Here is a 19894-nt window from a genome sequence, read left to right on the forward strand (position 1 = left end):
CGTGTGCTCGATTTAGAATTCGAGCGTCACATTGGCGAACAGGTAACGGCCAAGACCGTCATAAGTCGCCGGGTAAGTGTTGCCGTTACACGGACCGGTCGGGCACAAATTGGCAGTGCCGCCGCGGCCAGACGTTACGTAAGGCGGTTGTTTGTCGAGAATGTTGTTCACACCAAGACGCAGTGTGTAGGAGTCGTTGTGAACATAGGTCGCGACGAGGTCGAAGTAGCTCGTTGCGGAAATTTCGTCATCGATAACGGACGCAGGCGCACCGGCCAGCGACACGTCTGACGAAAGGGTCTCAGCAGTGACAGACCCGATATAGCGCCACTGGAGAGAAAGCCCCAGATCGAACGCCGTGCGGTAGCTAAAGCGTGCTTTATGACGCCATTTCGGCAGCGGAGCACCAGTGTTGGTTGTGCCGCCAGCGCTACATGTCGGACCATAGTAACCTGCGCATTCATAGATCGGCGTCAGGCCGTTATCGAATTCATAGGACAGAAGTTTTGTGCCCGTGAAGTCGACTGACAGGGAGCCTGCGCTGGCGAGATCAAAGCTGTAGAGCGTGCTGATCTCGATACCGCGTGTCTGGATCGAGCCGACGTTTTCCGGCGTATCCTGAACAAACCCGCCTGGCGTCAGCCAGATCGATCCGGCGACGTTGCGGTTCACAAGGCCGCATGAAGCCGGCGTGAAGGTCGCAGTCGCGTTGGCGACGCAATCGGCGAGGATCGCGTCAGGACCGAACGAGTTGATCGCGTCCTGCAGTTTGATGTTGTAGTAATCAACTGTAAGCGCGAGGCCGTCGATGAAGTCAGGTTGAATGACGCCGCCGACTGTCCAGGTCGTAGCCGTTTCCGGCTGCAGGTCCGGGTTGCCGCCGAGGCCGCCATTGTACTGACCAGCCGGGTTCAGCGGCGTGCCGCTGCCAATAGCCAGGCCTTGAGCGATACAGCCATAGTCTGTGGCTGTGATGGTGATGCCCCCGCAAGGATCGCTAGAACCGGACAGACCCACATAAGCCGCTGAGAACAGCTCCTGAATGTTCGGCGCCCGTGCAGCGCGGTTGTAGGTGCCGCGAAGACGGAACTGCGAGTTCGGAGAAATGTCAGCACCGACTTTCCATGTGTCAGTGCCGAACTCTCCGCCCGAGCTGGTTTCATAATCAGACCGGCGGTAGCCGGCGTAGATTGTGAAGTCCTCGACGAAGCCGTCCTGAATTACCGGAATCTGCGTCTCGCCAAAGAATTCGAGCACTTTGATGTCGCCGGAAGTCGGCAATGTCGGCGCGCCCTGACCGGTAAGGTCGCCAGTCGCAAACGCGTTGTCCGTAACCAGGTTAAGCGCAGTCTTCCGCCATTCGAGACCGACGTTGACTTTCACGCCGTCATTTGCAGATGGGAACTGCACGCCGTATTCGCCAAGGTCGCCAGTAATAGAGGCGTTGAAGACTGATTCAGTTGTCTCACCGGTTTGCAGGCCCTGAGCTGACAGATAAGCGACAGCCTCAGGCGAAGCGCCGCCGGCGCCAGCGAAAAGATCGTAAGGCACGCAGTTCGGATCGCTGCCGTCAATAACCGAGCGACAGACAACTTCACCGAAAGTCGCGCTTCCCGCACGCGTATCGGTGACGGCGTTCAGCGCGTTGTTCAAACGAGCAATCGAAAACTCGTTGATATAGGTCTGAGTGTAGGAGACCTTGCTGAACTGATAGTAGGCGTCATACGACCAATAGTCGCCAAGGTCGCCCTTGGAACCCAGAACCGCACGGAACGTCGAGTGGCCGAGAAGCGCCTGACGCGGGCCGCCTTCGACGTTTCTGCGCAGCGGCTGCATGAAGCCGCGATTGTAGGTATTGCCAAGGGAGTCAAAGAAGGTAAGCGGCGCGTCGCCCGGGTTCGGATTGTAGCTTGCCGTTGTTGCAAGCGGAAACGTGCCGAGGAAACCGTTGATCAGGTTATCCGCGTCACAAATGACCGCAAGCTGCTCAGCTGACATCAACGGGTTGTCGCAGTTCACAGACTGGGTGTTCGCGAAGTTGCCCGACGGTGCGATCTGCGCATTTGTCTGGTCGTCCATGAACATGAATTCCATGTACGGCTTGACCATCTCGTTGATTTCATAATCAACGAACATGCCCGCAGTGTAGCGCTCGTCAGGGCGTTGATAGTGATTGAACGGCGCGAAGTTGAATACGGTCAACCCCGGAGCCAGGCCGCCGCCAGGCGTGAAGGTGTAGAACGTCGACGTGCCAGGTGTGACATCCGTGTCAAAGACCAGGATGTTGCCTTCTGGCGATGTTGCAGAACCACCGCAATTATGCGTGGTCGTGCTCGAGTTTTGCAGCACGCAAGCGCCGTAATCACGTTCAGCTTGAATTACAGCATTGACCTTGCGGTATCCGAAATACGCCATTGCGTGACCGCGATCATCGCCGAAATCCGTGCCGTACATCAGCGTGAAATCAACAGCCTCGCCATCGGTGGAGCTGCCTGTCGGATACGGAAACCCACTCGCGTCCAGAAGCGGCGGGAGGAGATCGTCATTATTATTGTGCTGATAGAAGCTGTACTGGCCATCAATGCGAAGGCCGTCAAAATCCTTGTCGACGATGAAGTTGACAACGCCTGCGACAGCGTCCGCGCCGTAGACCGACGATGCGCCGCCGGTGAAGATGTCAACGCGTTTCAAGATCGCGGCAGGAATGATGTTGATGTCCGCAGCGGAACCGCTGGTCGGGCTCGGGTCGCCAGGAATCAGGCGGCGGCCGTTTACCAGCGCCAATGTACGAGTCGTGCCGAGACCGCGAAGGTCAACCGACGCTGTACCGTCTGCGCCGTTCGCCAAAGACGAAGCCTGGCTCGCGAACACAGCCGGAAGCGAGTTAAGCAGGTCTTCGACCCGGGTCGTGCCCTGCAGCCTGATGTCTTCTGGAGAAACGACAGTCAGCGGCGAGGGTGAAGTCAGGTTCGGCTGCGCAATACGCGAGCCGGTGACGATGACGACATCGCCCGTCGCCGCATCATCTTGCGCGTTAGCCGCCGTCGCCGCGCCGGTGAGTATACCGGCGAGCATAGTGGTGCGAAGCAAACGCTTCGCGATTTCTGTGGATCGCATTTCAATCCCCTTCTGGAAGCTCGCTGCGATGACGCAGCAGCTGTTTTTACATTTGGAAGGTTCGCTGCCCGAAAAGGGCGCTCACTTCATGCCAACGCTTGGCATTAACGAAAATGCTAGGTTGATGGCGGGGAATAGGTCAACGATGTATAGTAGCGCTATTCTTCAATTGATTTTTCTTGTGGCATAATCATCACAACTGGTTAACGGGCATTAACCGACGTTAATATCGCGTAAAGAACTGACATGCGACGAAGCGTTATCTTCACGCGACGAGACGTTGTAATCATGCGGTGAAGCGTTTGCTTTCGGCGTCCGCCACAAAAACTCTTTAACGACAAAAGGCATGCGACATCTGCGCATGCGGAGGGCCAAAAAATTGAGCAACACGTCCATTACAATCTCACCGGCGCTGAAGCTGAGCGCAAGCCGCTATAGCGGCGGCCGCAAAACGCCGGTGATTTGCCTTCATGGCCTGACGCGAAACGAACGTGATTTTGAGGAGTTGGCCCCTCGCATCGCAGCAACCGGGCGCGATGTTATAGCGCTGACCATGCGCGGGCGCGGCGAATCCGACTATGATCCAGATTATTTAAGCTATCATCCGCTAACCTATCGGGACGACGTCCTGAAAGCGATGGACGTGTTGAAGCTCAGCGACGCCATATTCCTCGGTACGTCCTTGGGCGGCATTGTGTCCATGCTGGTCAATCAGGCCGCTCCGGCGCGGGTCGCCGCCGCTATTATCAATGATGTGGGTCCGGAATTCGCTGTCGAAGGGATCACCCGGATTGCCGGATATGCGGGAAAGACAGCCGCCGTGGTTGCTACGTTTGAGGCGGCGATTGAGGAAATCCGCGCAGTCAACGGCGTCGCCTTTCCCAACGAGGACGACGGCTTCTGGGCGCGCTTCGCCCGCCGCACCTTTCGGGAAAACCCGGACGGGTCTTGGTCCCTCGATTATGACCAGAATATCGGCAAGGCGCTGACTGAGGTCGGCCCCGCTCCGGACCTCTGGGCACCGTTTGAAAGCCTGAAGGACAAGCCGACCTTGCTCATCCGCGGTGCGATCAGCGACCTCCTGACGCCCGAGATCGTCGACAAGATGCGGGCCGTGCATCCTTCATTCGACTATGTGGAAGTTCCAAATGTCGGCCACGCGCCCATGCTCACCGAACCGGCGGCGTGGGCAGCGATAGAAGGCTTTTTTCAGCTGCACGCCCTATGAATTACGCAATGGCCGGGCTAGCCTGAGAAGGGACTAGGAGAGCGCTTATGTCGAAATCACCGAAAACCGCCATTGTCAGTGTGCTTGTTCTGATCGGCGTCGCTGTTGCGCTTGTAGCTCTGTATGGCGGCATCGAAATGCGGGCGATCCGTGGCGCCATGTTTATCGGCGCCGCCCTCGCGTTTTTGTCCGCGTCATTTTTAATGATACGGCGCGACGCTTCGATATCTTGAGGACTGCCGACCAAGCCGGCCCGAATTACCGCCCGTGAATGCCGCATTCGGTTTTCGCCGCGCCACGCCAGCGCCCGGCGCGCACATCTTCGCCCGCCGCCGCCGGATGGGTGCAGGGCCAGCAGCCGATAGACGGATAGCCCTGCGCGATCAGCGGGTGCGCCGGCAATTCATGTTCTTCGAAATACGCGTCGATGTCGGCTTTCGACCAGCGCACCAGCGGATTGACCTTGATATGGGCGGGCGAGGCTTCAAACGCCGGAAGATGCATGCGCCCGCCGCCATGAAACTGCTTGCGGCCCGTAATCCAGGCGTCGAATTCACCCAGCGCAGGCTCTAAAGGCTCCACCTTGCGCAGGGTGCAGCAAGCGTCCGCATCGCGCTTCCACAAATCACCAGCCGGATCGCGCGCAGCAACCCCTTCCGCAGACGGACGAATATCGCGCACATCGGTAAGGCCAAGCTGGTTCGCCAGTTTTTTGCGATAACTCAGGGTCTGCGCAAAGTGCTTGCCGGTCTCAAGAAAAATCACGGGAAGCGATTTGTCGACTTGCGCAACGAGATGCAGCAACGCCGCCGACTCCGCGCCAAAAGACGACACCAGCGCAATACGCCCGGCGAACTCCTCGGTGATCGCAACGCGCAGGATCTCCAGCGCATCATCGCCAGCATGTTTTTGCGCAAGCTGGCGCGCCAGCGCTTCGCGCTCGTCATTGGCGTGAGAGTCCAGCAAGGTTTCCGCCCGCACAGATACTGCCGATGCGCCCATGAACGCCCCCTTTACGCCGCGGCTGCGCGGTCAAGGCGTTTGCGCCAGACCGGCGCAGCACCATCTGCAGATGTCTGATAGGCGAAGGTGAATTCGCGCATGGCCGCGCCTGCATTCTCTGCATTCGGACCGGCGAACTCAAAAGCATTGATGCCGCAACGGGCCATGAACGAAAGCTGGTCGAACAACACGTCGCCGCGGGCGCGAATTTCGCCCGTATATCCATAGCGCTCACGCAGCAGCCGGGCTTGTGAGTAAGCGCGGCCGTCCTTGAATACCGGGAAGGCGAGAATGATCACGGAGAAGCCGTGAATATCGCATTTGATGTCGGCCAGCGACGTCGCATTGGAAATCGTCAGCGCGGTCGCGTCAGGATGACCTTGCGGATTGTCGCGCCAATCTTCAAGCGAGACTTCCGCGAGGGGCTCTTCAAGCGCCGGCAACAATTTATTGCGGGAAATCTTAAGCAGCTTCATACAAAGCCTCCTTGAAAGGATCAGCGCCAATGCGCCGATAGGTGTCGAGAAAACGTTCCTTACCCTGACGGGTCTTGCGATAGACAGAGACGAGTTTTTCAACTGCGTCGACAACTTGTTCCGAAGACAGGCCGCGGCCGGCGATCTCACCCAGCGACGCATCTTCAGCGCCGGAGCCGCCAAGCGTCACCTGATAGAATTCCTCGCCTTTTTTATCGACGCCGAGAATGCCGATATGACCCACATGGTGGTGGCCGCAAGCGTTGATGCAGCCGGAAATCTTGATCTTCAGCTCGCCGAGATCTTCCTGGTCGTCGAGGCTGGCGAAGCGTTCCGCGATGCGCTGCGCCACCGGGATCGAGCGGGTATTGGCAAGGGAGCAATAATCAAGCCCCGGACAAGCGATGATATCGCTGACCAGCCCGATATTGGCGGTGGCGAGTTCCGCCGCCTTCAACGCGGTCCATACGGCGTAAAGGTCGTCTTTTTTGACATGCGGCAGAACGAGATTTTGCTCATGGGTCGCGCGAATTTCGTCGAGCGAATATTGCTTAGCAATATCTGCGACCGCTTCCATCTGCACATCGGATATGTCGCCGGGAATGCCGCCAATGGGTTTGAGCGATATATTGACGATGGCGTAACCCGGCGCCTTGTGGGCGACCGTGTTGACCCGCAGCCAGCGCGCAAATTCCTTGTCGCTCGCTTTGTTTTCTTCCAGTGAAGCGCTTTCATCCGGCAAGGTCTCAAAAGCCGGGGCCGCGAAGTAAGCGTCAATCCGCGCCATCTCTTCGCGAGGCAGATCGATTTCCTCGCGCTTGATCTGCGCCCATTCTTCTTCAACCATCTGCGAGAATTTCTCGATGCCCTCGGCATTGACGAGAATCTTGATGCGCGCCTTGTACATATTATCCCGGCGGCCTTCGAGATTATAAACCCGCAGGATCGCCTCAAGATAAGACAGTAAGTATTGCTTTGGCAGGAATTTGCGGATCGCGTGACCCACATAGGGCGTGCGGCCCAACCCGCCGCCGACGATCACTTCGAAACCGGTCTCGCCTTCGTCGTTTTTATGCAGGCGCAAGCCGATATCATGCACCTTGACCGCAGCGCGATCATTGTCCGCCGCCGTGACGGCAATTTTGAACTTGCGCGGCAGAAACGAAAATTCCGGATGAAAAGTCGACCACTGCCGGATCATTTCGCAATAAGGACGCGGATCCTCGACTTCTTCGGCGGTGGCGCCCGCATATTGATCCGAGGTGACATTGCGGATGCAATTGCCCGATGTCTGGATCGCATGCATTTCAACATCTGCAAGCTCATCAAGCAGGTCAGGCACATCGACCAGCGCCGGCCAGTTATACTGAATATTCTGACGCGTTGTGAAATGGCCGTAGCCGCGGTCATATTTGCGCGCGATCTCCCCAAGGCGGCGCATCTGTTTCGACGACATGGCGCCATAGGGAACGGCGACGCGAAGCATATAGGCGTGCAGCTGCAGATAGAGCCCGTTCATCAAACGCAGCGGCTTGAACTGATCTTCAGTCAGCTCACCGGCGAGACGGCGCTCTACCTGGCCGCGAAATTGCGCGACCCGTTCAGCGACCATCGTCGCATCAAATTCATCATAGCGGTACATCAGGCGGCCTTCATTGTATTGGGGGCGGGTTGAATTTTCAGGTCGCGCTCAACACGCGCGATCCATTGGCGAATGGCGGGGAATGGTTCGAGGTCAAAGCCGCCTTCCGGTGCGAGACGCGTATAGGCGACCAGCGCAATGTCGGCGGCGCTCAGCGCATCGCCTACAAGATAGGTCGCATCCTTCAGCGCATTCTCAAGCAAGGTCAGCGCCGCAACGCCCTTCCCCATCAGCTTCGGATCAATCTCGGCGTCAGGCTTTTTCAAATAGTGCTTATGAAAGCGGCGGACCGCGATGCATGTCTCATGGGAATATTGCTCCCAGAACAGCCATTCGAAGACCTTGCCTTGCGCATAGTCGCCTTCTGGCAGCAATGCGCCGCCATGCGCGCGATTGAGATAAAGCATGATCGCATTGGACTGCGCCAACACCTGACCGTCCGGCAAAACGACCGTGGGGACTTGCCCTGCCGGGTTCATCGCCAGAAATTCGGGCGTGCGGGTTTGCCCATCGAGAACGCTGGTTTCAATCCAGTCGTAATCGAGACCGAGCAAATCAGCGGTCCACTTGACCTTGAGGCAATTGCCGCTGATCGCGTCGCCGTAAATTCTGAGCTTGCTCATAAATTAAGCGCCCGCCTGATAGCCAAGATCGGTCCGCACGGTCGGGCCAGACTTGCGAATGGTTTCGCGCAGCGTTTCACGCCCGGCAGGCGCGCCATTCTCATCAACATCGATCAAATAGGCGTCGGAGATTTCCTTCACCCGCGACAGGGCGGCGGCGAGGACTGACTTTGCTTCGTCATTTTCAAAGCGCGCAGCGGCGGCGAGCGTAGGAGTCCAGCTATCATCGTCGCCGAGATAGACAACGGCGCCATCATCCAAGCGGTTTGCAGTAACAGCCTTCATGCGACGAGCCTTTCTTTTCCAATAAGGTCAACAAGCGCATCGCCATCGGCGAGCGCGGCGACTTCGCCAATAACAAGCAGCGCCGGCCCTTTGATCCCGCCCGCCTCAAGAAGACGAGGGAGATCGCCAAGCGCGCCTTTGACGACTTTTTGCGTTTCACGCGTTCCGTTTTCGATCACCGCCACTGGCGTTTCGGCGCCGCGGCCATGCTCGATCAGATTGCCTGCAATCGTTTCGGCCTTGGTCACGCCCATATAAACAACCAGCGTGTTTTTCAGCGCCGCCAGCGCCGCCCAGTCGAGGTCGGGATCCGCCTCACCCTTGGCGTGGCCGGTGACGAAGGTGACCGCCTGAGCGTGGTCGCGATGGGTGAGCGCCATATTGGCTGCGGCGGCGCAGCCGGTCGCCGCCGTAATGCCCGGCGTGACAAAGACAGGAATGCCCGCTTCGCGCAGCGCATCGAGTTCCTCGCCGCCGCGCCCAAAGACGAACGGATCGCCGCCCTTGAGGCGCACGACCATTTTCCCTTCGCGCGCCAGCTGGATCATGCGCGCTTCAATTTCTTCTTGCGGCACAGCGTGATTGGACTTCGCCTTGCCCACATAAAGCCGATCCGCATCGCGGCGCGCCAGCGACAAAATCTCATCGCTGACCAGGCGGTCATGAAGGATGACGTCAGCGCGCTGCAGCAGTCGCAACGCCTTGATCGTCAGGAGATCGGGATCACCCGGCCCAGCGCCGACAATATGCACGATTCCGGTTTTTTCTTCCGCTTGCTGACGGTTGATAAGCGCGAGCATCGCTTCATGAGCGCCGCGCTCATCGCCAGCGAGAACCTGCGCTGCGATCGGTCCGGCGAAAAACGTTTCCCAGAACGGACGGCGCGCCGCAAATTCAAACCGCGACTTCACTGCGTCACGATAACGATCTGCGAAATCAGCAAGCGCGCCGAGCTGTGGCGGCAACAAGGCTTCTATGTCGGCGCGCAGTTTCTTGCCCAGCACGGGCGCCGCGCCGCCAGTCGAAATGGAAATTACGACACGGCCGCGATCAATGATCGATGGCGTCGTGAAATCGCAAAGCGCCGGCTGGTCCACAACATTGAGCAGAACGCCGGCCATGCGCGCGACCTCCGCCCAGCGCTGCGCCACAGCTTCATCCAGATCGGCGATGAAGAGCAGCGCCGCCGCCTCGACATCGCCAGCGACAGGATCGCGTTCGATCAGGCGGGCCTTGCCGGCAAGCTCAGCGCGAGTCTCCGCGGCGAATTCAGGAGAGATCAGACTCAATGCTGCGTCTGCTGACAACATCAGCCGCGCCTTGGCCAAAGCGGCGGCCCCGCCGCCAAGGATGACCACTGGCCGACCGCGAAGATCGATATGGGCAGGAAACGCTTTCATATAGATAATCTAATCTAACCCCAAAAACTCGGCCGCACCCCGGCGGCGTTGATGGGAAGCTATGAGCAAGGTTTCCCGGCCTCAATCGAATATTTCTGCCAATCCTGATAGGTTTTCTGTGAAAATCACGCGTTTGCTGGCCAATCCGTAAATCAGATTGCCTTATCCACGCTTCACAAACTGGTGACGTGCATATTTTCCCTTGCCTTATTAGCAATTCTATCTGAAAAAACACTGCCGAAGAGGAGAGAGTGCCCAGAAAATGAAGCAATTGCCGCCCCTGAACGCCTTGAAAGTGTTTGAGGCCGCCGCTCGCCACTTAAGTTTCACTAAAGCGGCTGAAGAGCTGCATGTGACCCCTGGCGCTGTCAGCCAGCAAATCAAGGCGCTGGAGGACTTCCTGCAGACGCCGGTTTTCCGCCGCCATAAGCGCGCCCTGCTGCTGACTGATGAGGCGCAGGCCAGCCTGCCCGTCTTGCGGGAGGGGTTCGACAAGCTGGTGGAAGCCGGAGAAATCCTCTCCAAAAAGGCCGATGCGGGCCGGCTGACGGTCTCCGTCGCCCCCTCCTTCGCCTCCAAATGGCTTGTGCCGCGCCTCGACCGGTTCCAAGAGGCCCATCCCGATATCGATGTCTGGGTTTCCGCGGACATGAATGTGGTGGATTTCGCGGTCGATGATGTGGACATCGCCATCCGATATGGCGGCGGGCGCTATACCGGCCTGATCACCGAACACCTGATGGCGGAAAAGATCGTCCCGGTCTGCAGCCCGCAATTGCTTACAGGCGATCATCCGATCAAGAAGCCGGAAGATCTCGCCCATCACACGCTGCTGCATGATTCCGGCAATGACAAAGACCCCGGCTGCCCGACATGGCCGATGTGGCTGAAAGCCGCCGGCGTCGAACACAAGCAGGGCGATCGCGGCCTGAAGTTCAATCAGTCATCGCTGGTCATCGAAGCGGCGGTCGCCGGCAAGGGCGTCGCACTTGCGAAAGCGGCGCTAGCGCTGGCGGATCTTGAAGCCGCGCGGCTCGTCATTCCCTTCGACCTGACGACGCCGACAGAATTTTCTTATTACCTCGTCCACCCGCCGTCGAAATCATCGTCGCCAGCGGTGAAAGCGTTCAAGGCCTGGGTGATGAAGGAAGCGGCGGAAAGCGCGGACGCGTCAGAAGCGCAAGAAGCAGCCGCTTAAAAAATAACGCCTGCGCCGTGGGGGGACGGCGCAGGCGCCCGATTGGCGGCCCCACATTGGGGAGAGAAAGCCGGGCCGCCTCGTCGAATACGGAAATGGTCCTTCATCGCGCGCAATCAAGATCGACGCGGATGACAAACACGTCAGAATGACGTGAACGCTGAAAAAAGATTAGCGCTTCACAAAATCGCCTAATTTTCAGCGCAAAAACCGAGCTGATCGAGGCACGCGCATACCGCTTCAAATACCAGCAATGTGGATGCGTGACGCTGCGGATAGTCGCGAATGGGCGCCAGCATGGCGAGATCCGCCCAGCGTTCACCGGCCGGTGCGGCGCCGTCATTTTTCAACATCGCACGCATCTGATCGCGCAAGACGTAAAGCTCGCCCGCTTCGGCGCCGACAATATTGCGCGCAAGAATGGAAGCGGACGCCTGCCCCAGCGCGCACGCTTTCGCCTCCATCCCGAATTCAACGACACGGTCGCCATCCATCCGCAAGTCAACGGAAACTTCCGAGCCGCAAACGCGACTGACTTTGGTTGCGCTGGCGTCAGGCGAGGACAGCCGATGCGCCGGTGGGATCGCCGCCGCCGCATCAAGCACGCCACCAGTATAGAGTTCGCTCAACATGCGCCCTATGTGGCGGTTTTTTACGGCAAGTCAAACAGCAGGACTTCACTATCCGCGACGGCGGTGAAGGCTACCGTGTCTTCCACCGAGATACGCGCGCCGTCGCCCGCCTGCATAGTGAGCCCGCCGACCTCAACTCCGCCTTTGGCGATTTGCAGCCAGCCATGACGGCCGGGCGCAAACCGGTGCGACAGGGTCTCGCCTTCCTTGACGACCGAAGCGTAAAGGCGCGCATCCTGGCGGATCGCAAAGGACCCGTCGCGGCCATCCGGCGAGGCGACGAGCTTCAATGCGCCTTCGCGGGCGTCGCCGATCTCGCGCTCTTCATAGCGCGGCGCCCCGCCCTTTTCGTTTGGCAGCAGCCAGATCTGGTAGAGATGCAAAGGCTCCGTATCTGACGCATTGAACTCGCTATGCGTAACGCCCGACCCGGCAGACATATATTGCACCATGCCCGGCGTGATGACGCCGCCGCCGCCAGTAGAATCCTTGTGAGCAAGCGCGCCCTCCAACACATAGGTGATGATTTCCATGTCTTGATGCGGATGCGTCGGGAAACCGGCGCCGGGATTGATCCGGTCCTCATTGATGACCCGCAGCGCCCGAAAGCCCATTTGCTCCGGGTGGTAATAATTGGCGAAAGAAAACGTGTGATGGGTGTCGAGCCAGCCGTGAGTGGCGTGGCCACGGTCAACACCTTTGCGGATCGAAATCATAACACTCCTCCTCGCGACGCCAGCCTGTCAGGTGGCGGTCACGGAAAACGCCTGCCTTCCGGCAGCTGAATTGTCGATGAACTAGACGCTATCTAGGATGCTGTTTGCGGCATTTAAAGAGGCGCAGAGGGAACCCACGCAGCTGTGAACGCCCAGACTGTCGCAACCTCGCCCCGCTGCAATGCGGGCGACACCGCAAGATGCTCAGGCGCGCGCGAACCGCTTGCTCTCTAGTTCGTTGCGCCCGAAACGCCCGGCACAACGCTCGTCGGCGCAAGAAGAATGACCGCGATCAGCGCCGCGAGCAAAATCAGCAAGACAATCAGATTGAAGCGCGAAGCGCGCGACGCCGCCTTCTTTTCAAACCAGGTGCGCGGGCGAATGCCTTTGTAAATATAGACCGCCTGCGCAGCGAGCATGATGCAGGTCACATTGACCGTCAGCAGCAGCAAGGCGCGCCCGAAAAACCCAAACTCCCCGGCGCCGAGAAAAAGCGCCGCCGCGGCTGCAGGCGGCAGCAACGCCACCGCCACCATCACGCCAACCAGCGCCGAAGAAATGCCCGCGACAATCGACAGCGCAGCGGCGACGCCCGCGGCAAGCGCCAGCACGACGGAGTCGAGTCCCGCCACCGTGCGGCTGATCAATTCGTTGCTCTCAAGATTCACGCCGAAAAAGACGCCGATCATCGCTGCTGTAGCAAAGCCAAGCGACAGACCGGCGATTGCATTTCGCCCGGCCCGCAAGAGCAGCTTTATGTCCCCCAGCGCCGCGCCGAGCGACACCGCCAGAATCGGCCCCAATAGCGGCGCGATTACCATCGCGCCGATCACGGCGGCGATATTGTCGGCATTAAGCCCGAGCGCCGCCACAATGGCGGAAGCGAAAGTAAGAATGAAAAAGTCGAGGCTTAACTTCGCGCCGTCCGCAACGTCATTGTAGATTTCCTCGCGCAAAGCGACATTCTTGGCGCCCGCGCTCTTTTCCTCGTCCTTCTTGTCTTCTTCTTGCTCCGGCAGCGGCGCGGTCGCCTCCACCGGCAGGACAATGATCCGCCAATCCTTCTCGTTCGCGCAGATATTTTGCAGCGCATCCACAAGCCCCTGAGCGCCCTCCCTGACAAACAGGGCGCGCAGCACCGCATACCCGTCTTCCTCAGTCGAGGAAAAACGCCAATGCAACGGCTTGTGTTCTTCGATGGCCTTTTCGACCTGATCGCGCTTGCCAGCGGGAAAGACAGCTTCGATCAGCCGCATCGTCTATCCCCGCCGCCAGGTCGCGCCTTGCGGACCATCTTCCAAAATCACGCCTTTTGCAGCCAGGTCATCGCGAATCTGGTCGGAGCGGGCGAAATCTTTCGCCTTTCGCGCCGCCGCGCGCTCAACAATCAGCGCTTCAATCTCTTCCGCCGCAGGACCGTCGCTGCTCGCTGCCTGAAACCACGCCGCCGGATCTTCGTTGAAAAACCCCATGAGACGGCCCGCATCGCGCAGGCGCGAAATCGCCTTGGCCTTCGCGTCGCCTTCCATCTGGCTGGCGATGTCGCGCAGCTCGTGCAGGCCGGCAAAGGCCTCTGGCGTGTTGAGATCGTCTTCGAGCGCCAGCATGATGCTTGACGGCGCCGCGCCCGCTTCATCCGTAAACGGAATTTCTTCCAGCAAGCGATAAAACCGGTCCAGTTGTTTTTTGGACTGCTTCAAAAGGTCTTCTGTCCACTCCAGCGGCTGGCGGTAATGCGCAGAAAGCAAGGCCCAGCGAAGCACCTCGCCATGCCAATCGCTCAACAAATCATGAGCGAGCACGATATTGCCCAGCGACTTCGACATCTTGTCGGCGCCCATGCGCAAAAACCCGTTATGCATCCAATAGCGGGCGAGCGGCGCGCCCTGATGGGCGCAAGCCGATTGGGCGATTTCATTCTCATGATGGGGGAAACGCAAATCCTGTCCGCCGCCATGAATATCAATCGTCTCGCCTAGCTCGCTTTCGATCATCACCGAGCATTCAAGATGCCAGCCGGGCCGGCCGCGGCCCCATGAGCTGTCCCACCCCGGTTCGTCTTCTTTTGCCGGCTTCCACAAGACGAAATCCGCCGGACTTTTTTTATAGGGCGCGACTTCGACACGGGCGCCGGCCAGCATTTCATCACGGTCGGCCCCGGAGAGCTTGCCATAGTCCCCATACGCATCGACGGAAAACAGCACATGCCCTTCCGCCGCATAGGCCGCGCCCGCTTCGATCAGCCGTTCCATCATGGCGATCATCGGTCCGATATGCGCTGTCGCCTTCGGCTCCAGGGTCGGGCGTATGACGCCAAGCGCGCCCATATCGGCGCGATAAATGTCAGCGAACTTTTCCGTGATCGCCTCGATCGGCTCCCCGGTTTCGCGCATCGCCTTGATGATCTTGTCGTCAATGTCGGTGATGTTGCGCGCATATACCACATGATCCGCGCCATAGCGGGCCCGCAGGACACGGAACAGCAGATCAAACGCAACGGCGGAGCGGGCATTGCCGATATGGGCGTAGCTGTAAACGGTCGGTCCACAGACATAGAGCGTCACCCGGTTCGGATCGGCGGGTTCGAAAACGCGCTTTTCGCGCGCCATGCTGTCATAGATCGTCAAGGCCATGGATCGGAATTTCCTCTTGGCCTGTGTTGCTAGCCGCGCCGCCGCGCGCTGGCAACAAGCGAAGCGGCAAGAACCGGCTTTCCTGCGCCCATGAGCCTGCTATGGTCGCAAAATGACTGAGCCTGTTTCCTTCACCGACCCGAAAAGTCTCGATGAAAAAATCGAGGAAACCGCCCGCTTCGCCCCGAAATTCGGGGCCGACGGCCTGCTGCCGGTCGTGGCGAGCGACGCCGGTTCCGGCCGGGTGCTGATGCTCGCTTATATGAACGCCGACGCACTGGCGAAGACCCTTGAGACAGGCGAGGCCTGGTATTGGTCGCGGTCACGCGGCGAGCTTTGGCGCAAGGGCGCCACATCCGGGCACCTTCAGCGTGTTGTCGAGATCCGCACAGATTGCGATCAGGACGCTATCGAACTTGTCGTGGAACAGACGGGGCCCGCCTGCCATACGGGCCGGCGCAGCTGTTTTTACCGGACCGTCAACACCGATTACACGCTGACGCGCGAAGACTAAATTCCCGCCGCATCGAGCAGGGTTTGCGCCGCCGCACGGGCGTCGACGGCAATCTTTTTCGGGTCATGCAGATGCGCCAAAACGATGGCGCCTTCCTTCAACAGCAATAATTGGCGCGCCAGCGTTTCTGCGTTTTCAGCCCCCGCCTCCGCGGCCAGCTTCTGGAAATGCACCAGCAGCATGCGCTTGTGCTCCGCCGACGCTGCATGGATTGGGTGATTGCGATCCTGAAATTCCGATGAGGCCTTGATAAACATGCAGGAGCGGAATTCAGGCTCGTGAAACCATTCTGACAGCGCGTCGAACGCTGCAAGCAATTGCTCGCGCGGCGTCGAGCCCAACGCCTCCATCCGGCGCACCAGCCAATTGCGAAACTGCTCATCGCGCAATCGCAAGGTCGCGAGGATCAAATCCTCCTTGGTGCGGAAATGCTTGTACATCGCAGTTTTGGACACGCCGGTCTGTTTCGCCAGCGCGTCCATGCCGATGGCGTGAAAACCCCCGCGATAAAACGCTTTCAACGCGTTCTGGACGAGCTCGTCTCTCTTGGAAGCACTCAATTCAACAATCTCCTAAACTGGTCTGTGAATGTAATTCATTTGCCAACGCGTGCAAATCACAAATTATTTTCCGGCGAAAAAACAACGCCATAGGCCCGGATATCCTGTTTTCGCGACCAATTTCGAGAAAAACGACACCCCACAACATTGACTAGTCGGTAAAGGTTCTCTAAATTCACAATCACCGATCAGTCACCCGTACTTTCGCAGACGAAAGCGCAGACCTAATCGGCGGAAACAAAAGGAGAGACCCGTGAGAAAGACATCACCCTTCACTTTGTATTTGCGCAGACTCGACCTCATCGCGCTCGCTTACAGCATCATCTCTGCGTTGCTGATGATGGGCGGCGTAATCGCGATGCTGTCGCTGTTCCCAACGCGCGCCGCCGCCGCGCCAACCGCAAAGGCGGCTTACGCAACACCCATCCAGCATCCCGGCATCGAGATGAGCGGCGTCGACATTGCCGATGGCGAGGCCGGATACGTGGCATCAGGATCAGCAACTGCTTGATCGTCCCAGCAATGATGAAATCCAGCTCGGCAAATTTTGAGTTCTGCGACCAATGCGGGGGAGCCCCTTCATAGCAAACGTTGTTTCGCGCTCAAAAACCGTCCGCACTTTGAAAACCACTATAAATAAGGAAAACCAAAATGTCGTCGCGTCCCCCTCTCCCCCTTTCACCGAAGAAACCGCCCGCGCTAAAGTTCAGGCCGCAGAAGATGCGTGGAACACGCGCGATCCGGAGCGCGTTGCGCTTGCTTATACTGAGGATTCCGAATGGAGAAATCGCGACCGCTTTTTAAAGGGCCACGAGCAAATCATCGCCTTCCTGCGCGAGAAATGGGCCGGAGAAATCGACTACAAACTCAGGAAAGAATATTGGGCGCATACGGAAAACCGCATCGCCGTGCGCTTTGAATATGAGTCCCGCGACGCCGATGGAATATGGTGGCGCAGCTATGGCAATGAACTGTGGGAATTTGACGAGGACGGGCTGATGCGCCGTCGATACGCCAGCATTAACGACGCCCCCATCACCGAAAGCGACCGGCGCCTTTAGGCGCCGGAATTCGCCGACATTCGACTGGAGAAAATCATGGCCCGCGCCTATTCACAGATCGCCTTCACCGACACCGTCCGCGCTTTGCAGGCGCGCTTTGGGTCGGCGGACGCCTATGGAAAATTTCTTGCGCCCGAAGCTGACGCCAATGATGCGCTCACCGAAGCCGAAGCAAGCTTCATCAGCGAACGCGATGGATTTTATCAGGCGACCGTGTCTGAAACCGGCTGGCCCTATATGCAATATCGCGGCGGACCGCAGGGTTTTGTTCACGTCATTGATAAAAAGACGCTGGGCTATGCGGATTTTCGCGGCAACCGGCAATATTTGTCCGTCGGCAATCTCGCCGGCAATGATCGGATCGCGCTGTTCTTCATGGATTACGCCAATCGCCGACGGTTGAAGCTGTTTGGCCGCGCCCGCATTGTTGATATCGAAGACAATCCGGACGTTGTGGCCGAGCTGAACGATCCCGCCTACCGCGCCAAACCAGAGCGGGCGATTCTTATCGACATTGCTGGCTTTGACTGGAATTGCCCGCAACACATCACGGAACGATACACCCGGCGGGAAATAGCTGAAGCGATGGCGCCGATGCACGAAAAGCTCGCCCGCCTCGAAGCGGAAAATGCGGCGCTGAAAGAAAAGCTCGCAAATTCACCCGAGCCAAACCGGCGCTAGCCCATGCCGGTGAAACCGTCCCGATTGCCATGGGCGCGCTTGTCCAACAAGAAAGTGCGCACAGTAAGCGCAATCCAGCAGCCGTGAAAAACGAAGCCAAGCGCCAGCATCAACTCACCTGAGAACGGCCCGATCGCCATACGCTCGAACAATTCATCCATCGTGGTTAAGGGCGTCGGGTGAATGATGATCTTGCCCGCATAGGCCACCGCCTGAAAACTGAAAATCCACATATAGTTGCGGCGCAAGCGGCGGCCCATCGCCCGCCAGAAACCGATATGATATTGCGGCGTCAGATAATCCTGCGCCAGCACATCCTGCCACTGACCGGGCTCCGGCCGGGATGAGCGCAGCAGCATCGGCGCGTAAAAGTTCGTTTCGATCCACCGGCACCGCGCGCGCCACACATTGAAAAAACGGTAGCGGCGCGATTCCAAAATCAAGAACATGGTGATGAGAATGCCGACCAGCAGCAAAGGCAATGGCGACGCGGCCGGGTCCGCATAAGTGACAGAGAGCGCCAGACCAAGCGTCACCACCGACCAATTGGTCGTATTGTCGAGCCGCGTGCGCCAGATGGTCGAGCGATATACCTCGCCGCGATAAAGATGGGCGAGCGCGCCAATCTCAGAGCTGTCGAGCTTATTGCCCGTTCCGCCCGGCGGGGACTCCCATTGCTCCCATTGTTCTCTCATTGGCCGCTATTGTCCGCTGTTCGCTTTGAGGTGACAAGGCGCGCGAGAGCGATTAGGCGGAGGGAATGAGCCCGGCTTCAAACAGCGTTTCCTATCGCGATATTCTGCGCCTCGCCTGGCCGGCCTCGGTCGCCGCCTCGGTGACGCCGCTGCTGGGCGCTGTGGATGTCTGGGCGCTGGCGCAATCGAGCCGCCCGCTCGACATCGCAGCCGTCGGCCTCGCCTCGGTGATCTTCTCCCTGGCCTATTGGGCGTTCGGCTTTATTCGCATGAGCGTCGCGGGCCTTACCGCACAGGCGGCCGGCGCCGAAGATGAGGCGGAAGCGCGCGCGGCGCTGGTGCGCGGCGGCATGATCGGCGCCGCAGTCGGCTTGGCGCTCGTGCTTTTGCAATATCCAATTGGCCTTTTGTCATTCAAATTGCTCAGCACCGGATCGGAAGCCAGCGCGGAAACCCTCGCCCATGGGCGGACCTATTTCGACATTCGCATCTGGGGCGCGCCTTTTGCGCTCGCTTCCTACGCCGCCTTTGGCTGGATGACGGCGCGCGGGCGCACCGACTATCTGATGATCGCCAGCATTTTCATGACCGTGGTGAATATCGGTCTCGATTACTGGTTTGTCGTCGGCCTCGGCTGGGGCGCCGCTGGCGTCGCCGCGGGCACGCTGATCGCAGAAATCGCCGGTTTCATCGCCGCCGCCGGATTAGTCCTGTTGATGATGAAGCAGCATGGCGGCTTGAATGTGCATTGGCGCCCGGCGGAATTCTGGCAAGCCGACCGCATCGCACGCACAGCATCCATCAATATCGATATCTTTATCCGGACATTATTGCTGGCGTTCTGCTTTGCATGGTTCGTACAGCGCGGCGGCGCCTTTGGCGATGCGACCCTCGCTGCCAATCAGGCGCTGTTGCAATTATTTCTCTTCACTGGACTCGCTCTCGACGGCACCGCGATTGCAGCGGAAACCCTGGTCGGGCAAGCAATGGGCGCGCGCGACCGCATCGCCGCCAAGGCCCGCTATCACATGGCGGTGCGCAAGGCGTTTATTCTCGCCATCGCCGCATCGGTCGCCTTTGTTGTATTTTATTGGCTCGCAGGCGACGCGCTGATCGCGCTGCTTACGCCGCCGGGCGCAATCCGCATTGCGACGCAAACTTACATGCCCTGGGTGGTCGTCAGCCCGCTCATGGTCGTCATTGGCTTCCAGCTCGACGGCATTTTCATCGGCGCAACACGCGCGAAGGAGATGCGCAACTCGATGATCATCTCGTCCTTCATCTTCTTGCCCGCATCACTCTGGCTCGCCGCGCAATGGGGAAACCACGGGCTGTGGGCGGCGTTTTCGATCTATTTCATCTTGCGCGCCGCGACATTAGCGGTCTGGCTGCCGCGTATTTCGCGCGCATTCGAACCCAGCTCTTGATCGC

General features: G+C 58.8%; 21 protein-coding genes. 8 read left to right on the forward strand and 13 right to left on the reverse strand.

Annotated elements, in window-relative coordinates:
- Positions 1-12 precede the first annotated feature (12 nt).
- Positions 13-3117 carry a TonB-dependent receptor domain-containing protein gene (locus tag AC0L8G_RS00570; RefSeq protein WP_473386048.1) on the reverse strand — a complete coding sequence of 1035 codons (3105 nt, stop codon included), beginning with the start codon at positions 3115-3117 and terminating at the stop codon, positions 13-15.
- 379 nt (positions 3118-3496) lie between these two features.
- On the opposite strand from AC0L8G_RS00570, the gene AC0L8G_RS00575 reads away from it, so the two are divergent.
- Together AC0L8G_RS00575 and AC0L8G_RS00580 are read left to right on the forward strand one after the other, a co-directional pair.
- Complete coding sequence (locus tag AC0L8G_RS00575; protein ID WP_473386049.1) at positions 3497-4345, forward strand: alpha/beta fold hydrolase; 849 nt, start codon at positions 3497-3499, stop codon at positions 4343-4345.
- Between the two features lie 47 nt (positions 4346-4392).
- Positions 4393-4578, forward strand: a complete 186-nt coding sequence (locus AC0L8G_RS00580) for a hypothetical protein (RefSeq protein WP_473386050.1) — start codon at positions 4393-4395, stop codon at positions 4576-4578.
- Between the two features lie 25 nt (positions 4579-4603).
- Here AC0L8G_RS00580 and AC0L8G_RS00585 read toward each other — a convergent pair whose 3' ends face one another.
- The 6 genes from AC0L8G_RS00585 to cysG are packed head-to-tail and all read right to left on the reverse strand — an operon-like array spanning position 4604 to position 9773.
- Complete coding sequence (locus tag AC0L8G_RS00585; RefSeq protein ID WP_473386051.1) at positions 4604-5347, reverse strand: phosphoadenylyl-sulfate reductase; 744 nt, start codon at positions 5345-5347, stop codon at positions 4604-4606.
- Positions 5348-5358: 11 nt separating this feature from the next.
- On the reverse strand, positions 5359-5823 hold the full coding sequence (locus AC0L8G_RS00590; RefSeq protein WP_473386052.1) for a DUF934 domain-containing protein: 465 nt from the start codon (positions 5821-5823) through the stop codon (positions 5359-5361).
- Positions 5810-7465: a nitrite/sulfite reductase gene (locus tag AC0L8G_RS00595; protein WP_473386053.1), complete on the reverse strand. Its 1656-nt coding sequence runs from the start codon at positions 7463-7465 to the stop codon at positions 5810-5812. The genes AC0L8G_RS00590 and AC0L8G_RS00595 overlap by 14 nt, the downstream gene beginning before the upstream one ends.
- Complete coding sequence (locus AC0L8G_RS00600; RefSeq protein WP_473386054.1) at positions 7465-8088, reverse strand: glutathione S-transferase family protein; 624 nt, start codon at positions 8086-8088, stop codon at positions 7465-7467. The genes AC0L8G_RS00595 and AC0L8G_RS00600 overlap by 1 nt, the downstream gene beginning before the upstream one ends.
- Before the next feature lie 3 nt (positions 8089-8091).
- Entirely contained in the window at positions 8092-8373 is a 282-nt protein-coding gene (locus AC0L8G_RS00605; protein WP_473386055.1) for a DUF2849 domain-containing protein, read from the reverse strand.
- A complete protein-coding gene (cysG, locus tag AC0L8G_RS00610) occupies positions 8370-9773 on the reverse strand; it encodes a siroheme synthase CysG (RefSeq protein WP_473386056.1) in 1404 nt (467 codons plus the stop codon). The genes AC0L8G_RS00605 and cysG overlap by 4 nt, the downstream gene beginning before the upstream one ends.
- Positions 9774-10035: 262 nt before the next feature.
- Between cysG and gcvA the strand changes: the two genes are divergently transcribed.
- Entirely contained in the window at positions 10036-10971 is a 936-nt protein-coding gene (gcvA, locus tag AC0L8G_RS00615) for a transcriptional regulator GcvA (RefSeq protein ID WP_473386057.1), read from the forward strand.
- Positions 10972-11162: 191 nt separating this feature from the next.
- Here the strand turns inward: gcvA and AC0L8G_RS00620 are convergent, their stop codons facing one another.
- The 4 genes from AC0L8G_RS00620 to cysS all read right to left on the reverse strand — a co-directional run bounded on the left by AC0L8G_RS00620 (position 11163) and on the right by cysS (position 14952).
- Positions 11163-11603: an iron-sulfur cluster assembly scaffold protein gene (locus AC0L8G_RS00620; RefSeq protein WP_473386058.1), complete on the reverse strand. Its 441-nt coding sequence runs from the start codon at positions 11601-11603 to the stop codon at positions 11163-11165.
- Between the two features lie 20 nt (positions 11604-11623).
- A complete protein-coding gene (locus AC0L8G_RS00625) occupies positions 11624-12319 on the reverse strand; it encodes a pirin family protein (RefSeq protein WP_473386059.1) in 696 nt (231 codons plus the stop codon).
- Between the two features lie 230 nt (positions 12320-12549).
- Positions 12550-13575, reverse strand: a complete 1026-nt coding sequence (locus AC0L8G_RS00630) for a TIGR00341 family protein (protein ID WP_473386060.1) — start codon at positions 13573-13575, stop codon at positions 12550-12552.
- Between the two features lie 3 nt (positions 13576-13578).
- Positions 13579-14952 (reverse strand): cysteine--tRNA ligase, encoded by a 1374-nt coding sequence (gene cysS, locus AC0L8G_RS00635; protein WP_473386061.1) that lies wholly within the window; start codon positions 14950-14952, stop codon positions 13579-13581.
- Between the two features lie 112 nt (positions 14953-15064).
- Between cysS and hisI the strand changes: the two genes are divergently transcribed.
- Positions 15065-15466, forward strand: coding sequence for a phosphoribosyl-AMP cyclohydrolase (hisI, locus tag AC0L8G_RS00640; RefSeq protein ID WP_473386062.1), 402 nt, complete (start codon positions 15065-15067; stop codon positions 15464-15466).
- Here the strand turns inward: hisI and AC0L8G_RS00645 are convergent.
- Complete coding sequence (locus tag AC0L8G_RS00645; protein WP_473386063.1) at positions 15463-16026, reverse strand: TetR/AcrR family transcriptional regulator; 564 nt, start codon at positions 16024-16026, stop codon at positions 15463-15465. The two genes, hisI and AC0L8G_RS00645, sit on opposite strands and share 4 nt — an antisense overlap.
- A gap of 253 nt (positions 16027-16279) precedes the next feature.
- On the opposite strand from AC0L8G_RS00645, the gene AC0L8G_RS00650 reads away from it, so the two are divergent.
- From AC0L8G_RS00650 to AC0L8G_RS00660, 3 genes are all read left to right on the forward strand, one after another.
- On the forward strand, positions 16280-16537 hold the full coding sequence (locus AC0L8G_RS00650) for a hypothetical protein (RefSeq protein WP_473386064.1): 258 nt from the start codon (positions 16280-16282) through the stop codon (positions 16535-16537).
- Positions 16538-16646: 109 nt separating this feature from the next.
- A complete protein-coding gene (locus tag AC0L8G_RS00655; protein ID WP_473386065.1) occupies positions 16647-17087 on the forward strand; it encodes a nuclear transport factor 2 family protein in 441 nt (146 codons plus the stop codon).
- Between the two features lie 36 nt (positions 17088-17123).
- A complete protein-coding gene (locus tag AC0L8G_RS00660) occupies positions 17124-17768 on the forward strand; it encodes a pyridoxamine 5'-phosphate oxidase family protein (protein ID WP_473386066.1) in 645 nt (214 codons plus the stop codon).
- Here AC0L8G_RS00660 and AC0L8G_RS00665 read toward each other — a convergent pair.
- Positions 17765-18463 carry a DUF2270 domain-containing protein gene (locus AC0L8G_RS00665; RefSeq protein WP_473386067.1) on the reverse strand — a complete coding sequence of 233 codons (699 nt, stop codon included), beginning with the start codon at positions 18461-18463 and terminating at the stop codon, positions 17765-17767. The two genes, AC0L8G_RS00660 and AC0L8G_RS00665, sit on opposite strands and share 4 nt — an antisense overlap.
- 65 nt (positions 18464-18528) lie before the next feature.
- Between AC0L8G_RS00665 and AC0L8G_RS00670 the strand changes: the two genes are divergently transcribed.
- Positions 18529-19890 carry an MATE family efflux transporter gene (locus tag AC0L8G_RS00670; RefSeq protein WP_473386068.1) on the forward strand — a complete coding sequence of 454 codons (1362 nt, stop codon included), beginning with the start codon at positions 18529-18531 and terminating at the stop codon, positions 19888-19890.
- Positions 19891-19894 lie beyond the last annotated feature (4 nt).

The sequence above is a fragment of the Hyphococcus sp. D3-15 genome (genome assembly GCF_055809375.1).

What these genes read in the sequence shown, in the direction of transcription:
- hisI (WP_473386062.1), top strand. Translation starts at nt 15,065, where the DNA reads ATGACTGAGCCTGTTTCCTTCACCGACCCGAAAAGTCTCGATGAAAAA.
- AC0L8G_RS00585 (WP_473386051.1), bottom strand. Translation starts at nt 5,347, where the DNA reads ATGGGCGCATCGGCAGTATCTGTGCGGGCGGAAACCTTGCTGGACTCT.
- gcvA (WP_473386057.1), top strand. Translation starts at nt 10,036, where the DNA reads ATGAAGCAATTGCCGCCCCTGAACGCCTTGAAAGTGTTTGAGGCCGCC.
- AC0L8G_RS00665 (WP_473386067.1), bottom strand. Translation starts at nt 18,463, where the DNA reads ATGAGAGAACAATGGGAGCAATGGGAGTCCCCGCCGGGCGGAACGGGC.
- AC0L8G_RS00625 (WP_473386059.1), bottom strand. Translation starts at nt 12,319, where the DNA reads ATGATTTCGATCCGCAAAGGTGTTGACCGTGGCCACGCCACTCACGGC.
- AC0L8G_RS00590 (WP_473386052.1), bottom strand. Translation starts at nt 5,823, where the DNA reads ATGAAGCTGCTTAAGATTTCCCGCAATAAATTGTTGCCGGCGCTTGAA.
- AC0L8G_RS00580 (WP_473386050.1), top strand. Translation starts at nt 4,393, where the DNA reads ATGTCGAAATCACCGAAAACCGCCATTGTCAGTGTGCTTGTTCTGATC.
- cysG (WP_473386056.1), bottom strand. Translation starts at nt 9,773, where the DNA reads ATGAAAGCGTTTCCTGCCCATATCGATCTTCGCGGTCGGCCAGTGGTC.
- AC0L8G_RS00620 (WP_473386058.1), bottom strand. Translation starts at nt 11,603, where the DNA reads ATGTTGAGCGAACTCTATACTGGTGGCGTGCTTGATGCGGCGGCGGCG.
- AC0L8G_RS00600 (WP_473386054.1), bottom strand. Translation starts at nt 8,088, where the DNA reads ATGAGCAAGCTCAGAATTTACGGCGACGCGATCAGCGGCAATTGCCTC.
- AC0L8G_RS00660 (WP_473386066.1), top strand. Translation starts at nt 17,124, where the DNA reads ATGGCCCGCGCCTATTCACAGATCGCCTTCACCGACACCGTCCGCGCT.
- AC0L8G_RS00630 (WP_473386060.1), bottom strand. Translation starts at nt 13,575, where the DNA reads ATGCGGCTGATCGAAGCTGTCTTTCCCGCTGGCAAGCGCGATCAGGTC.
- AC0L8G_RS00595 (WP_473386053.1), bottom strand. Translation starts at nt 7,465, where the DNA reads ATGTACCGCTATGATGAATTTGATGCGACGATGGTCGCTGAACGGGTC.
- AC0L8G_RS00605 (WP_473386055.1), bottom strand. Translation starts at nt 8,373, where the DNA reads ATGAAGGCTGTTACTGCAAACCGCTTGGATGATGGCGCCGTTGTCTAT.
- cysS (WP_473386061.1), bottom strand. Translation starts at nt 14,952, where the DNA reads ATGGCCTTGACGATCTATGACAGCATGGCGCGCGAAAAGCGCGTTTTC.
- AC0L8G_RS00570 (WP_473386048.1), bottom strand. Translation starts at nt 3,117, where the DNA reads ATGCGATCCACAGAAATCGCGAAGCGTTTGCTTCGCACCACTATGCTC.
- AC0L8G_RS00670 (WP_473386068.1), top strand. Translation starts at nt 18,529, where the DNA reads ATGAGCCCGGCTTCAAACAGCGTTTCCTATCGCGATATTCTGCGCCTC.